Genomic DNA, 16124 nt, shown 5'->3' with positions numbered 1-16124 from the left:
TATTAAAAGACTTCAGCGCTTGTGGGAGAGGCGCTTGGTCACAAGGGATAGTTATTATGCGAACCTACTATTTTTCAATATTACTATTTCTTGTTACATGTTCAGTTTCATTTGGGCAGCCACATAAAATTGGTGATTACACCATCACCCCCACCATCGACAGCACCTTTTCTCACAATGTGTACATCCCGGAAAACCTTGAAGGCTCTTTCCGGGAACTGGACAAGATGCTAACAGAAGCATTGATAGATGAGATTAAATCATGTCCCTCAGAGGAGTTGTTGCTCAGGCGGTTTAACACGGGACCGCTGGGTGAGTGGATTCAGCGGAACTGGGGCTTTCGGGATCTAAATGGATCACGATTGAGCAGGCATCTGCATGGTATGGGTATTCAGCATCCCACCCACATGTCGGCGGTAATATTGGAATCGTATTGGCGCTACCTGCACGGGCAACAAATCAGGGTAGAGGATCAGATGCCGCTATTGCAGGAATCTTGAGGCTATTTACTACTGTTGAGTATGGCTTCTAAGAACAAAACTAGGTTTTCGAATTACACAATTAAATTATCATGTCATGAAATCCACGGTCATCGGGTTTTCGCTTATCATTTTATGTTGGGGTTGTTCGGCGAGTGAAAAAAAAGAAGTATCGTCTTCAACTCAGAAAGAAGGAGTCCCCAAGCGAACCCAGAAAGCAGATACTGCTAAAGCCTCTCCCACCTCAGATTTAAATTCAAGCTATGAGATGAATTTCATTCGGGGAGTTACCTATGGAGCCACCGATGAGGTTATGGTTGGTGAAATAGCCAATGTTGCAGTAGATGACCAAAACCGGGTATTTATAGCGGATATGGATCAAACTACCATCCACGCTTTCAGCCCAGGTGGAGACTTTCTAACTTCGATCGGCAAGCAAGGACGCGGACCCGGAGAGTTCGGCATAATGACCCCAAGAACAACAATGGAAATTCATTCGGGTCGATTATACGTTACGGATGGATATTACACCGTTAAAGTCCATGTCTATAGTTTAGAAGACTTCTCATTTTCGCACAGCATGAAACTTGAAGCCGTCAACACAGATGAATTCCAAGCGCTAAAAAACTATGATCCCAAATATATACATCCTTTGACTGACGGGAGGTTTTTGGTAAGCTATCAACACTCTGATCCTGAGTATAGGGAATCTAAAAGTTTCATCCGTTATGTTACTCAGGACAGTTCCAGAAGGATAGTTTCCGGACCTATTTTGGAACAGAAGGGGCGTACTTATTTAACTTATGAAAATCCAAATACAAATAGAGTTGCGAAAAGGTTGTCCTTCCCCTTCTTCGGCGAATCATTGATTGCTGTTTCGGATGATGACCACCTGTATGCTACGAAGTCAGAAGAGTTCAAAGTTCAGGTATATAATACCGATGGTGAGCTTGTAAATACGATCCGGCATCCATTTAAAAACAGAGTGTTTAACAAGACTAAAGTACTTGAACGATATAAAAAGACAGATTTTATGGTTATGCTTGATGATTATGAAGGGCAAGACGTGGCGTTGAAGATGATCAGGCAGGCGGAGAATCTGCCGGAGACTTGGCCAGCGTTGGAGAACATGTTTTTTGATGATGAGAACCGTCTGTGGGCCGCTACAATTGTTGATGATATTGGGGTATATGAGTGGTGGGTATTAAAAAAATCGGGAGAGGTGATCACCAAATTTGAGTGGCCTCGGGACAAGCCTATAAAAGTCGTACAGAATGGCTATATGTACACGCATGAGACCGAAAAAGAAACTTGTATTGAAAACATAGTTCGCTACCGTATTAAAATGGAATAAAGATTTTTTCTCTCAACTTCCCATCATATGAAAAACAGACCTGCTATCAAATCTATTTTCATCCTGACGTTATGCATCAGTCTTTGGAATTGTCAAAACAAGGATAAAAATACAGGGAAAATTGAAACAAAAGATATCGAATCGGTCGACCTCTTTATCGATTTTGAGCAGGACGGGGTGGTGCAGCCCGTCTCCATTGAGTACATCGGCGATGACCAGCTGGCAATATTGGACGGCAAGCTGAAAGAAGTGTTCCTGTTCAACACCGATGCCGAGTTTCAGAAACGGTTTGGCGGAGAGGGAAAAGGACCGGGAGAGTTTAGCAGACCGCTCTATGTGAGCCAAACAGGAGATCAGTTACATGTCATCGATGGAAATCTAATGAGGGCAAGTCGCTTTGATCGGACGGGCACCTTTAAAGAATCATTTCCCTTCGAAGGAAATCCTTTTACAAGCCATTTGACAGTGATGGGTCCGCAAAAGTATGTGGCTGGCACGCAGGGCAGGGAAAACAGCCTCCTGAAAATAGTAGATCTTAAAGAAGATACCACGATCTATTTTGGCCAGGCGATGGCAGAAAGCCAGGTCTCTCCAAATCTTGAACAAGCACGCCAGCAATTGAGCAATGGTGAAATTCCCACTTTGGTGAAAAATGATGTGAAAATATTTTATGATGATGCAGGCAATAACATCTTCGTTTTCCTCTCCGCCTACAGTCAGCTGCAAAAGTACGATACGAAAGGAAAGTTAATCTGGAAAAAGGATATTGACTTAAAGGTTAACGATGCAATTTTTGAACAGTTGGTAAAAAGAGCAGAGAAATCACCTGAAGCCGCAATGCCCGTCGTTCAGCATATAACGGCAATGAAAGTGGTCAATGGCACGGCCTATCTGTTTTGGGTGCCTGTAGAGGGACACCGGAGAAAAATTGTGAAAGTGGGAGCGGATGGCACGATCGAAACTATTTATAACCTGCCCAAGATGGATCCGATGTTTTTTGATTTTACTGTTGATCCAGCGAGCAACACTATCTTCTGTACTGCGCCTAGAATGGGACAGGTATATAAGGCGAGCTTGCCGTGATTGTAATAAAAGCTAAATCTCACATTCAAACTACTTCTATGAGGTATGTTTCACAGAGAAGACTTATCGTCTTGGTAACTCTCCTGAGCGTGATATTAGGCTGTAATAACAAAGGAAGTGAAACCCCGTTTCCGGCAAATAAGACACTGGGACTGAAAGTCTCGATATGTTAAAGTTAAACAACTACACTGCTTTTAAAGGGTTTTGCAAACAATAAAACTATGTTCAAAGGTTTCTCATAGTGGTCTGTGAAGGTATGAGTCCTCCGCACTTTGAATAAATATAAAGATGTTACTAAAACGCGTTTAGCGGTTAAAAGTAGCTATTGTGTCATCCTGAACTTGTTTCAGGATCTCGTATAGCCTTTATCTTTGATGTTGGCTCTCAGCAGATCAGCGTCTAGTGCCACTACTAGATCTCCGACAGCTGTCGGAGGTCCGGGATGACACAGAGGATATTTCTCGGTTCTTTGCCATCTAATCTAACCGTTGAATACGTTTCTAAAAGTTTGACTTACCCATAAACAAGATCCCATTTGCCCCTCTGCACCTCATATACTATAATGGTAGTAATTTAAAATCGATGGTGCTGCAAATTCTATTAGAGGAGACATGCTGCTAAAACGTCCCATTACCGCCTTCATGCTGATACTGGCGACGCTCATCTTCGGGTCTATCGCCCTGGGAGAACTCTCGGTCAACCTGCTGCCGGAGGTCGATTCGCCCACCCTGCTGGTGCGGACCGACTGGAGCGGTGCGGCCCCGCGGGAGGTGGAGCAGCGCATCAACGAGCCGATGGAGGCGATCCTCAGTACCGTGCAGGGACTGGAAAGTATCCACGGGTTTGCCCGGCAGGGACAGAGCATCATCTCGCTGCGGTTCCGATGGGGCGAAAATATGGACCTGGCCTTCCTGAATGTCCGCGAAAAGCTTGACCAGGTTCGCTTTTCACTGCCCCAGCAGGCCGACCGCCCGCAGCTCGTGCAGAATGCCGCCTCCGACGAGCCGATCGCCGTGCTCGGCATCACCAGTAAAACCGAATCGAATCCCGATTTTAATACGCAGCTCAATCTCAAGCGCTGGGCCGAAGAGGTGCTCACGCGCCGGTTGGAGCAGGCCGACGGCATTGCCCAGGCCGTGCTGGTCGGAGAAGTCGTCCCGGAAGTTCAGATCCGCTACCGCCCCGAGGCCCTGAACCGGTTCGGCATCTCGCTGGGACAGGTGGAAAACCTGGTTTCACAAGCCAACCTCTTCACTGCCACCGGGGAACTTCGTGACGGCTGGTACCGCTACTCCCTCAAAATTCAGAGCCGTATCCAGTCGGTGGATGATGTCCAGCAGATACCACTTAAAACGCTCGGCACCGGCAAGGTGGTCAAGCTCACCGATGTTGCCCAGATCCGCATGGCCGAGTCCGATCCCACGTCTTTTTCCCTCGTTGATGGACAGGAAGTGCTCAGCGTGCTGGTCAAAAAGGAGTACGGCGCCAACACCGTTGAGTCCTACGACACCATGCTTCCGCTGCTGGACCAGCTACGAACCCAGAATCCCAATATTGGCATTACGGTACTCAGCGAGAACGCCAGCTTTATTCGGAATGCGATCAGCAACCTGCTGCAAACCCTGCTTTACGGCGCGGTGCTTGCGTTTATCGTACTCTTCCTGTTTTTGGATGACTGGCGCACGCCGTTCACCATTGGCGTTGCCATCCCAGTCAGCATCTTTCTGACCTTTTTTGTGATGTACCTCTCCAACATCCAGCTCAACATCGTCTCGCTCAGTGGACTCACCCTCGGCATCGGGCTGCTGGTGGACAACGCCATCATCGTGCTGGAGAATATCAGTCGGCACCGCTCCGACTCGACCTCAATTTTGGAAGCCGCCGACCTGGGAACCCGGGAGATCGCCCTGGCAGTTACAGCCTCTACCTTTACCACGATCTCGGTATTTCTGCCACTGGTGTTCCTCGGAGGATTTGAAGGCGCCTTTTTTCAAGACCAGGCGTGGACACTCTCCATCAGCCTGTTGGCCTCGCTGGGAGTGGCGCTGCTCATCCTGCCGGTGCTGGTCGTGCAGGTGCAGAAAAGAGGAAAAGGCAGATCGTTGCTCGGCTTTAACAACTTCTTTAACACAGTGCGCGACCATTACGAACGGAGCCTGCAGTGGTCGCTTCAACATAAAACCCCGGTTGTGAGCGGGATGGTGTTGTTACTTGCCTGTGCCGCTTTTCTATTTATAGGAGTCGAAAAGGGAATCCTGCCCGAAACAGAGCCGGAGCACGTCCGCTACCAGGTCCGCCTGCCCGGCAACACCTCGCTGAACGCCACCCAGCAGGTCGCCCAAGCGCTGACCCGCCACGTGAACAAGGCGACGGCTACGAAACGCCACGTCCGCGCTCTCGGCGGCTACACCGACCAGACGAATCTCTCGAACCTGTCGGATGAGGGTATGAACAAATTTGAGATATCAATCCCCGTTGACGGTTTCTCGGGGGCGGATGAAGTGAGAAGTTCGGTCACCGATTTTTTCCAGCAGCACCCGGGGTGGACCGCGCAGGAACAATCCATGCAAAATGCCCTGAATGTGCTGCCCTCCTCTAACGAACCGCCCGTGCTGTTCCGCCTGGTAGGCGACGATCGTAGCCAAAGCGAGCAGCTGGTCGGTCGACTGCAAGAGATGCTGAGCGGGGCCGGGCTCGACCTGGAGCTCACCAAGCAGTACGAGCAGCAGCTGGCGACCTACCAGCTTCGATTCAAGACGGAAACGTTGTTACAACTGGGCATCAGCGAGCAGGAGGTAATAAGCTACCTGGAGTCCCTGACGCGCGGTAGCTGGATTACCGACTGGAACCGCCAGGATGAGAACGTGCCGATCCGGCTGGTGGGATACGATCGACGGGTCTTTGATCCACAGGACATTACCCTGGATATGAATGGACTAAAAGTGCCGCTGACAAAATTGGTGACAATTCGCCGAAGCTCAGAACCCGAGCAGCTGGAGCGGGTCAACCAGACGCCGGTGCTCAGCTACCAAGCCGAGTTAGGCTTTACCGACTGGTGGTGGAACGGGCAGTCGCTGCAGTATTCGCTTACCGAATTTGCCCGCCAGACCGGGACCGAAGTGAAAGTGGGTGGCGCGGTCATCAGCATCGCTTCGCTTCTCTCCGACATGGGACTCCTGCTGCTGATCAGTGTGATCATCATTTATATCATTTTGGCGGTGCAGTTTGAGAGCCTCCGGCACCCGCTGATTATCCTCGTGGCGGTACCTTTTGCGTGGGTGGGCTCGGTGATCATTTTATGGGTCAGCGGCACCAGTCTGAATGCGCTCTCTTTTATGGGAATCTTGATTTTAACAGGTATTGCCGTGAATGACTCCATCCTGAAAGTGGATTTCATGCGCCGCTATTATGCCGATACCGGCAACCTGGATGTGGCGGTCAAGCAGGCGGGCCTGCACCGGTTTCGCCCAGTGGTGATGACGAGCCTAACCACCATTTTCGGGCTGGTCCCGATGCTGCTGCCGTTTGGTGATGGATACGCGTTTCGCCAGTCGCTGGCCCTGGCCCTGATGGGTGGTATGGTCACCAGCACCCTGCTTACGCTCTACCTGGTGCCGATTATCTTTCAATGGACCGAGGAGGTTAGAATGAAGAATTAAATTAGGAAATACTGTAGTCCGGTAAGAAACTTTTGGAGCTGCCTACTATTAATTCCTGTTGTTCATTTTTTCAACGATGAAAAAATAAACGAAAAAAATCGCCGGCGGAAGTAAACTTGACCTGAAGGGCTCGTCGTTCCGCTAAAAAAATCAAAGATTTTTTCTTTACGCTCCCCTCCGTTCCCTTCCGGGCGGTCAACTTTACCAAGGCCGGAAGCGGGGGAGGCAGGTCTGTTCATTGTAGTCTGGAGTTATAATGAACTCCCTACCCAAAACGGTGTTGAGTGAACTTAAATGCCATTATCTCAGACACTATGATTAAGAATTATGAAATTTCCATGGCAAAGATTAGTCGGAGTTGGGCAAAGAACGATATTTAGCTCCTTCGTGGTTCTTTGTAATACTCCGTGTCCCTCTGTGGTATAACTTCAGAGGGCAGAGATTCAATACAATTGCAAAGCATACGTATCGTTCATATTATAATACGTATTAATAAAGTCACAATGTTATGAAAGAGAAACTAACTTTGTCTATCGACCGCGAAACCAAGCGGCGGGCCAAACGATATGCCCGGGCCACGGGTAAGAGCATCTCTGAGATGGTAGAAGAGTTCCTGAACCAACTTTCTTCCGAGGAGCAGTGGGAGCCTCCCGAAGGTTCGGTTGTGGAAAAACTATCCGGCAGTTTGCCCATTAAAGACAATCGCCCCTATAAAGAGATTATAGCTGAAACGCTTTCCAAAAAATACGAAATCGATGAGGATTCTGATTGATACCGATGTTTGTCTCGATTTCATTACCGGTCGGGAACCCTATTACATTGATGCCAAAAAGCTATTTTGGAAAGTAGAAAACGAAGATCTTGAAGGGGTTGTCAGTCCCGAATCCTTTTCCAATATGTATTACGTACTGTGCAGGTTTCACTCATCCAAAAAGGTTATCACACAACTGAAGGCGTTATGTTCCATCATAACGATATCCACACTTTCGGCGTCCATTATCAATGATGCCCTGAATTCCGGGTGGCAGGATTTTGAGGATGCAATCCAGCATTTTAGTGGGGTAGAAGCCCAATGCGATGCAATTATAACACGTAATAACACGGATTTCACGAAATCCACACTCCCGGTGCGGAAGCCATCTGAAATTTTATCTGATTAAATGGAACGGATGTTTTGTAACACAGAGTTGCGCAAAGCAGGCCCAAAGCTTCCCAAATTTCTTAGAGGTTCTTTGTGCTACTCCGTGTCCTCTGTGGTATAACAATTTTTAAAAAACACATTTTTTACTCATAATGGAGTTCTGTTAACAATGATCAAGAGCAAGGTGATGGGAATAACACGTACAAAAATCATTTTTTACCTTTATTTGTCAGTGGCCGTGCTGTGGTCCTGCAGCAATAATTCGTCAGAGGATCAGAACCCTCTTTCCGAAGAGGAGCAGGAATCGGTGGAAGTGCGGCCGGAAGTAGTCTTTGCCGTAGCCGACGATCAGCCGATCTACCAGTATATTGAAAGCCAGGGCGTGGTAGAGGCTAACAAGTCTGCTAACCTCAAACCGAGGATCAGCGGGTACGTCGAGACCTCGCATATTACTGAAGGGAAGCAGGTGAGAAAAGGAGATACGCTGCTGACATTTGTGGATGACGAGTGGGAATATGCCCTGAAAGAGGCACGCAACAGCTACAAGCAGGCCCTCAGTGAATATAAAATTGAGAACCGCTCGCAGAACGTCATCGAAAGCCTTGACAGCGGGGAGCGGATTATTGCGCGGGATGATAGCTTGGTGCGCATCTATTCCGGGCTGGCCAACGCCAAGCTGAACGTGGAGCGCGCGCAGCTGGACCTCTCTTATGCGGTGATGACCGCCCCCTTTTCCGGGAAATTATATACAGAGGAACGGATCGCCTCCGGCAGTTACCTCGGTGCGGGAACGGAAGTGGGGCGACTCGTCGACAGCCGCACCGTTCGCATCCGGTTTGATGTGTTGGAATCGGAGCTCAGCAAAATTGAGCCGGGGATGACGGTGGCGCTCACAGCCCCGGGCGGTGAAGAGCTGCAGGGCATGGTGGAGGCCGTGGCGCCGGTAGTCAATACAGAGACGAAAACAGGAACGATAATAGTGGAAGCCGATAATGCCGACGGGCTATTAACGCCGGGTATGACCGTGGAGGGACGCATCCAGGTGCTGAAGCAGGAGGGCAAGACGCGGGTTCCGCGCTCGGCAATCCTATCGCGGGACGGCGGACGAACACTGCTGTTTAAGCTGCAGCCATCTAACAACGAGGTTCAGTGGGTGTATGTAGAACCGGTCGCCCAAAACGGGGAGTGGGCTATCGTCAACCACGAGGAAGTCGCGCCCGGAGACACCATCGCCGTGGACCGCCATTTTGCCCTGAGTCACCTGCAAATTGTGGAGCCGCGGATGGAGTTGACGGAAGGTAGCAGCCTTTCAGGGAGATAAAGCGATTTCTAGTTTTAGCGCTTTCATTGGAATGGACTGTCATCGTAATAGTAACCGGTTAATGTATTTTGTAACATAATGCCTTCGATGCTATCTATTATTACTGGGTAGCGGGAGAAGTCAAACAGATCAAACCCAGGTGAGTGTACGAGTAGTGAAGCTATTGTCGAATTTGATAATTGTATTCATTTGAGCAAAGAACATATTCTCATCAATATCAATCATCTTAGAAGAGGAGAAAATTTTTATGCCAGAACTGGAAGTTAAAGGGGTATTAAGTCGCTACCGGGATGAACTACCAGAGCCAGATCCGGAGTGGCCATACGAAGTGAGTGAAGCTGTAAAATGTATCCATGAAAACTTGTACAATCCAAAGCTTACCATTAAGTGGATGAAAACCCATTGCCATATTAACGGCAAAAGTTTTTCAGGTCGGTTCAAAATATACCTGTACCAATATCCCAAGTCCTATATTCTACATCACCGGATTGAAGTAAGTAAGAAGCTACTCACCCAAACGTCAGAAACAGTAACTCAGATTGCGCTAATAATAGGTTTTACTTCCCTCTCCTCCTTTTGCAATACGTTTAAAGCCCAATTTGATCTTACTCCAAGCCAGTGGAGGAGGTCCCATCAATTCGAACAAATCTAATTACAAAATTAAGGGTGTTTTAAAGGTTGGTTTTAAAGTGACTTTGTTTTTTAAATCTTATCTAGATGATGGTTTAGAGTCAAAGTCTTAAATAAACTTTACTTTGTGATGGAACAAGCCGTTTCAAATTATCTGAGTAACCTGGGTATCCCGATATCGAAGAAGTATTGTGAAAAACTTATCGCCTCACACGCGGATTATCCCTCGTTGTTGAGTGTTGCTGACACCCTCGAACGGCTAGGGATCCGCCACCGGGTGGCCCGAGTGGAAGAGACAGAGTTGGACCGGCTGCCTTTCCCCTACCTGCTCCACTCCGACGGACAAGGTGGGAAGTTATATTTTATGCGGCATCAAAAGGATTTGGCTGCGATGCAGGACCGGGAGGACGCTGGTCAGGTCGTCGTGCTCCAAGCCGCCCCGACCGACGAGATCGCCGATCCTGAAAACAGACGGCGGCGCTTGGAAGAAACCTTACACAGGGCCAGTCTGGTTGTGTTCGGTCTGGCTTTGGCCGGGCTTCTGTTCGTGCACCTTCCATCCGTTCGGAGCCTTTTCTGGATTCATTTCTCATTACTTTTTTTAGCTGTCGCTGGTTCAGTCATTGGTTGGCTATTGATCGGCAAAGAATTTGGAACCCAATATAAACAACCGGTTCTTTTTGCGGGTCCAGCAGGATAGCCAACTGTGACAACGTATTGCGCTCGTTTGGGGCACGGCTGTTCGGCAACTTGACTCTTTCGGACGCCACGGCCAGCTATTTTCTATTCCAGGCACTGATGTTCGGTCTCATAATTCCGTTGTCGGGCAGAGCCTCTCCGTATTACGGAATCCTAGGAGTGTTGGGCTTGCTGGCTCTCCCGGTGGTGTTCTTTTCTCTGTATTACCAGGCGGTGCAGATCAAGGTGTGGTGTCGGCTGTGCTTGGTCGTGGACGCGATACTCCTCACACAAGCGGGACTCTTCGGGTATTTGTATAACTACGATATTATCTCGGTAGGAGATGCTGGGTGGATGGCGGCGGCCCTGACATTGCTGTTGTTGACTACCACTTGTTCGGGACTGATGCTGGTGAAAAATGCCTTCATGCAGGCCGCCAAAGTCGAACAGGCAGAAGCGGCGGCCAACCGAATAAAATATGATCCGGACACTTTTCTGCACATGTTGCGCCGCCAGAAAAGGACTGATGTCGCTTTTTTCGAACAGGAGATGCTGATCGGTAACCCAAAGACTCCGTTGACCCTTACTATGGCCGCCAGCCTTAGTTGCGGGCCATGTAAGCTAGAATTTGAACAGGCCGCACGTCTTATAGCTGCCTATCCAGATGCAGTGAACCTAGCCGTTCGGCTGCAAATCAGTAGTGGTAATAATAAAAGTCAAGCACCTGGCATTTGGCTGTTGGGCTGGTGGTTACAGAATATTTACGGGCATACCGGAGAATCCGCCCAAACCAAAAACTTGCTGCGGGACTGGTACGAGTCGATGGATCAGAAAGAATTCCAAAAAAAATATCCATTGGAAACGTACGACAAAGTTAGCGGAGCTGTTGAAAAGCTAAAAGTTCGCCATAGCGACTGGATGGATCAGGCAGAAATCAAAGCCACACCCTCATTTTTTATTAATGGTTATCTACTATCGAAGCAATATCGGATCATAGATATGATGAACTTGGTGCCTGACATAATTGATTATTTCGAACAACAGGATATCAAACAGGTAACTTTTATGACTGGTTAAGAGTTTGCTTCGGTTCGGGAGCAATTGGGTCGGAGCAATCAAGGGTTGGCATAACTTGTCCCTTTCTCATAAAATTGGGATAAAACAAGTTTTAATTGTTCATTAAACAGAAAACTATTATGAAAAACTCAAACTTTAACTTTGGAAACTTTGGACATGCCCTCGGACGCTCAGAAATGAAAAAGCTGATGGCGGGAAGTGGTAATTGTGATGGGACTTCTTGTGAATACGACCACATATCCGGATGGCGTTGCTTTTACACTGGTAGTTCCGGTATTACTTGCGATGATTCAGGGTATCCTAACTGTCAAGAAAGACCATGTTAACCCCCCTCTTTAACAGTTAGTACTACTAGTAGAAGCGGGAAAGATTATATAATTATAATTAAAATCATTGAAGGGCTTTGAAATTTTCCCTCAGTAACTCTCTCAAGTCTTTAACAAGGGTTTAGAGGGGTACAAAGAAGGTATTTCAAGGCCCTCAAATTAATATTATTACTCATAGCTGTCCAAAACGCTTAGATAGTTCACAAATATAGACCTTTCTGCTTGTTTAGGACAGATTATTTCCTCATCTCACCTTTAATCCCCCCCCATTCAAATAAACTTATCTGTATGTGATCAGTGCCCTCCGATGGATCTGGTGGTTCAAACGGCTCATTTAGTAGTTTTTTCAGGTCAAACTTTACAAATAGGTTTAATCGCAGAAACGCTACCATGTTGGACAAGCACCATGAGTAGGTTGCACAGGCCTTCAGGTATTTCAAAATCAACATCGTGATCATTGCTGTCCAAATCTGGATGAGCACGGCATTGGTCGTTGTTCCCAGAAAAGATTTGATTTTCAGTAGCTGTTTAATCTCTTTGAAGAACACTTCGATCTCCCAGCGGGCTTTATAGAGTTCACCAATTGTGTTTGCTGCCGGGTAAAATTGGTTGGTAATGAGTTCAATCGTTTGATCCTTCTGTGGGTCATAGACCACCACGCGGCGTAGCTTGGCTGGGTATTTTTGGTAGGTTTTGGAGTGACTCAGTTCAATGTATTCATCCACCAGTATGTGCTGGTGGCGATTGTCGGGTAGCGGTTTTTCTTTTCCACGTGTAAACTGAACGGATTGCTTCAGTCGCACGACAAAGTAACTGCCTTCGGCTTTCCACCGGTACAGAGTTGAAAAATCGATGTAGGCGCGATCGGCGATAACCACCGCATCGGCAGGCAGCGATAGCTCTTTGGCTACGGTAGAATCATGGGGTTTGCCATCGGTCATATGGACAAACACAGGCAGGCATCCGTCGTAGTCCAGCAGGGTGTGAAGCTTGATCGCCCCCTTCTTCTTGCGGAATTTAGCCCAATCATACAAGCTCAGACACAAACTGATGGTGGTCGAATCCAGCAACAGGATTTTGCTTTTTACCTTGAAGCGAGTTTGCCGGAACTGCGCCATTCCAGCTAGCTTTTTCATCATAGCGAAGTAATAGTCTTTGAACAGCGGCCACTCGCGGTGCTTGTTTTGATAGGACAAGGACGATTTACACGGAGCTCGGGCGACTCCCAAATGATTCAAATTTCCACTTGCAGACTTTAGTCCATTACAAACATCACGCAGTGAGTTTAACTTCGAAAACTGGCAGAATAACATCGTTACCAGATGTGTCCAGCTCGTGATTCCTTTTGCATGTTTATCCGAGCCGTGTATGCCGACCAGCTTTGAGAAGGCAAAGCGGTCTAAGGTCTGCATAATCTGTGCAAATAATGTTACATTATTCATGGTCAGTGATATTTTAGGTAGGGTTGGACCTCCTAAAATAGTAAAGCCCCGACTTCGGGGCTTTCACTGACTACCTTTTTCAAACGTCTTGGACAGATGTGATTATTACTGATTAGGATCGTACTAAGAGAAACTTTTTTAGTTGGCGTGAACCAAGGGTTCGATTTCAATGTATTAGAAATTCATTCAACACGTTCGAAAATAAAATGAAAGAAAATATTAGTCTAATAATATTAATAATATTAGTTACGGCATGTTCTAATCACAGAAAATCTAAGATCATACATCCTTCACGACAAAATTTAGCTCTTGGTGAAAATGGTCATATAATAAATGCTGAGGCAAAAATATCACAAAAAAAGGAAGATGATCGTTGGTTTTTGCCAGTGTTGGACAGCACGAGACAGATTTCATCTATTGGTAAATTGCAGGGCGACCGAACCGAGTTATTTGGCTTTATCGGAGATACAGCAATTGATTCCAGATGGCGTATATACCTTCTGGATACTCATAAACAGCTCATCGGAGTTTATAATAGAGATGGTAGCTACATAACCTCTATTGGTGGTAAGGGAAAGGGACCTGGTGAGTTTGAGTTTGCCAGATCTATGGCAAACTATAACAATAAATGGCTATTGGTAAACAACGGATATCGTATCGAAATCTATAGCATAGAACTTAAAAAAATCAAATTACTGAAAACTGTTAAGCTAGATAAGAGGACTTATAGCATCTGTGTTTGTGCAGGCAAGCTTTTTGTGCACTTCACGGGATTGATGAACCAGGATAATGAAGATGAAATTAAAATGAATAAAAACGTCAATATGATTCAGGCGTTTGCGCTGCCATCTTTTGAGCCATTGTTTTCCTTTGGTCGCGCCTACAAGAGTACTTATCCCATGGTCGTGGATCGGTTATCGGAAGGTGATATCAGCTGTAACGAAGCTTCTTCAACAGTCATGTTTACTTTTGCACATATGCCCGTTGTCGAGGGATATTCTGCAAAAGACGGACATCACAAATGGAAAACCCGCGTAGATGGGCTGCATTTTCCCGAGATTATTCAACAGAACAAGGGGGAACAGCTCGGCGCGTTGGAATATACCCCGCCCAAAGATATAATGGACCGATTTATTCCATCTGTGACCTTTGACGGCAATTATGAAATTTTACAAGTCCGTAGGCAAACATTCCATAAAGATAAGTTCGGCAGTCGGGAAGAGGGACTTACTTTTTTGTTGGACAGCGTAACCGGTGAAGGCAGCTTGGTAAGTAAAAAGTTACCTTTCATCTATAACGCTTCACACCATTTAGCTGTTACTGTATCGGATGACTATATAACCAGCAAGATATACAAGTTCTGAAGATCCCTCTGTCATTTTATAATGCATCTTTCTGTACTAACTCAAAGATTATTGAGAATAACTTATGTCTATAAGTGGTGAAATGCTTTAAAAAGCAGGAGAAGTGATTGTTAAATTTCAATAATCAAACAATTGTTCTCAGTTCGCTAATCCATGAAAAGTCAAGTCGATTCAAATGTTCAAAAAACTGTCGCCTCTACACACTTGAAACCGAGGGATAAACCGGACTTCAGGTTTGAGATGGATTAGTATTTAAGGATTATAATTGCAAACTATCTTTATGGGTACATTTAAAATCTACCGTCAATATGATGCTATGGACTGCGGTCCCACCTGCCTGCGAATGGTGGCCAAGCACCATGGCCGAGAATATACAATGGACACCCTGCGCAACAAGAGCGGCATCAATCGTGAGGGGGTATCGCTTTTGGGAATCAGCGAGGCAGCAGAGAGTATAGGTTTTCGTACGGTGGGAGCAAAATTAACATGGGAGCAGCTAGCCGATCAGGCCCCGCTGCCCTGCGTGGTCTATTGGGATCAACGACACTTTGTTGTTGTTTATAAAATCAAATCCGGCAAGGTGTATATCGCTGATCCAGCCAAGGGCCGTGTTACTTTACCCAAAGATACATTTGTGCAACACTGGCTGACCGACAAGGAAGAGGGGCAGCCGACCGGAGTCGCTCTTCTGTTACACACCACTCCAAAATTCTATGACCTGGAGGATAACAATGAACAAGAGTTAAATTTTGGGCGCCTGCTGAGTTACATCAAGCCCTATAAAAACCTGCTGTTTCAGCTTGCCCTGGGCCTGGGGGCTGGCAGCATTCTGCAGCTTATATTCCCCTTTCTTACGCAGGCGGTGGTGGATATCGGCATCAACAACCGGGATCTGAATTTTATCTACTTGGTGCTCATTGCCCAGGTGATGCTATTCATAGGGAGGACGGGTGTCGAATTTATCCGGTCCTGGATTCTGCTGCATATGAGCACGCGCATCAACGTCTCCATCCTTTCCGATTTTCTGATTAAGCTGATGAAGCTACCGATGGGATTCTTTGATACTAAGATGACCGGAGATATCATGCAGCGGATGGAGGATCACCGGCGTATCCAGGAATTCCTGACTAACCAGACGCTCAGTACGGTGTTTTCTTTTGTAAATCTTCTGGTGTTTTCATTTGTACTGGCTTACTACAACATGCTTATCTTTGTGATCTTTTTAGTCAGCAGCAGCCTCTATGTACTTTGGGTTTTTCTGTTTCTAAAGAAACGGCGGGAGCTGGACTACCAGCGGTTTGGTATCTCTTCCAGCGATCAGAGCAAGGTCATTCAAATAGTTCAAGGGATGCAGTCTATTAAGCTTAACAGCTGTGAAAGGCAAAAACGCTGGGAGTGGGAACGACTACAAGCCCGGCTTTTCCGTTATAGAATTAAGAACTTGGGGCCTTTGCAGAACCCCTTGTTTTGGGGATTTTTCCCAAAACCGATAGGTTTAATCGAACATCGCCAATTTTTAACTCAAATGGAATCTTTTTATGTCGGATAAGCGCCATCAGCTCAGTATTTT

Annotated in this window: 13 protein-coding genes; 12 read left to right on the top strand and 1 reads right to left on the bottom strand. The window is 46.8% G+C overall.

Annotated elements, in window-relative coordinates:
* Window positions 1–56 precede the first annotated feature (56 nt).
* The 10 genes from NC796_RS09115 (at window position 57) to NC796_RS09070 (ending at window position 11422) form a co-directional block, all read left to right on the top strand.
* Entirely contained in the window at window positions 57–500 is a 444-nt protein-coding gene (locus tag NC796_RS09115) for a DUF6794 domain-containing protein (RefSeq protein WP_310684074.1), read from the top strand.
* Window positions 501–576: 76 nt separating this feature from the next.
* Window positions 577–1833, top strand: coding sequence for a 6-bladed beta-propeller (locus NC796_RS09110; protein ID WP_310684073.1), 1257 nt, complete (start codon window positions 577–579; stop codon window positions 1831–1833).
* Between the two features lie 27 nt (window positions 1834–1860).
* Window positions 1861–2916: a 6-bladed beta-propeller gene (locus tag NC796_RS09105; protein ID WP_310684072.1), complete on the top strand. Its 1056-nt coding sequence runs from the start codon at window positions 1861–1863 to the stop codon at window positions 2914–2916.
* A 611-nt stretch (window positions 2917–3527) separates the two neighbouring features.
* Window positions 3528–6575, top strand: a complete 3048-nt coding sequence (locus NC796_RS09100; protein ID WP_310684071.1) for an efflux RND transporter permease subunit — start codon at window positions 3528–3530, stop codon at window positions 6573–6575.
* Window positions 6576–7083: 508 nt separating this feature from the next.
* Window positions 7084–7347 carry a DUF6364 family protein gene (locus tag NC796_RS09095; RefSeq protein ID WP_310684070.1) on the top strand — a complete coding sequence of 88 codons (264 nt, stop codon included), beginning with the start codon at window positions 7084–7086 and terminating at the stop codon, window positions 7345–7347.
* Window positions 7331–7735 (top strand): PIN domain-containing protein, encoded by a 405-nt coding sequence (locus NC796_RS09090; RefSeq protein WP_310684069.1) that lies wholly within the window; start codon window positions 7331–7333, stop codon window positions 7733–7735. The genes NC796_RS09095 and NC796_RS09090 overlap by 17 nt, the downstream gene beginning before the upstream one ends.
* Before the next feature lie 150 nt (window positions 7736–7885).
* Window positions 7886–9037 carry an efflux RND transporter periplasmic adaptor subunit gene (locus NC796_RS09085; protein ID WP_310684068.1) on the top strand — a complete coding sequence of 384 codons (1152 nt, stop codon included), beginning with the start codon at window positions 7886–7888 and terminating at the stop codon, window positions 9035–9037.
* 247 nt (window positions 9038–9284) lie between these two features.
* Window positions 9285–9689 carry an AraC family transcriptional regulator gene (locus NC796_RS09080; protein WP_310684067.1) on the top strand — a complete coding sequence of 135 codons (405 nt, stop codon included), beginning with the start codon at window positions 9285–9287 and terminating at the stop codon, window positions 9687–9689.
* A 108-nt stretch (window positions 9690–9797) separates the two neighbouring features.
* Window positions 9798–10367, top strand: a complete 570-nt coding sequence (locus NC796_RS09075) for a hypothetical protein (RefSeq protein WP_310684066.1) — start codon at window positions 9798–9800, stop codon at window positions 10365–10367.
* Window positions 10368–10384: 17 nt separating this feature from the next.
* Window positions 10385–11422, top strand: coding sequence for a vitamin K epoxide reductase family protein (locus NC796_RS09070; protein WP_310684065.1), 1038 nt, complete (start codon window positions 10385–10387; stop codon window positions 11420–11422).
* A gap of 562 nt (window positions 11423–11984) precedes the next feature.
* Here the strand turns inward: NC796_RS09070 and NC796_RS09065 are convergent.
* Window positions 11985–13190, bottom strand: a complete 1206-nt coding sequence (locus tag NC796_RS09065; protein WP_310684064.1) for an IS4 family transposase — start codon at window positions 13188–13190, stop codon at window positions 11985–11987.
* A gap of 206 nt (window positions 13191–13396) precedes the next feature.
* On the opposite strand from NC796_RS09065, the gene NC796_RS09060 reads away from it, so the two are divergent.
* Together NC796_RS09060 and NC796_RS09055 are read left to right on the top strand one after the other, a co-directional pair.
* Window positions 13397–14554, top strand: a complete 1158-nt coding sequence (locus tag NC796_RS09060) for a 6-bladed beta-propeller (RefSeq protein WP_310684063.1) — start codon at window positions 13397–13399, stop codon at window positions 14552–14554.
* Between the two features lie 280 nt (window positions 14555–14834).
* Window positions 14835–16103: a cysteine peptidase family C39 domain-containing protein gene (locus NC796_RS09055; RefSeq protein WP_310684062.1), complete on the top strand. Its 1269-nt coding sequence runs from the start codon at window positions 14835–14837 to the stop codon at window positions 16101–16103.
* Window positions 16104–16124 lie beyond the last annotated feature (21 nt).

Origin of the sequence: Aliifodinibius sp. S!AR15-10 (genome assembly GCF_031569985.1) — a bacterium.
Lineage (GTDB): Bacteria > Bacteroidota > Rhodothermia > Balneolales > Balneolaceae > JAMQKA01.
The sequence above is the reverse complement of the archived record's forward strand: the minus strand, read 5'-3'. Positions and strand labels throughout refer to the sequence as shown.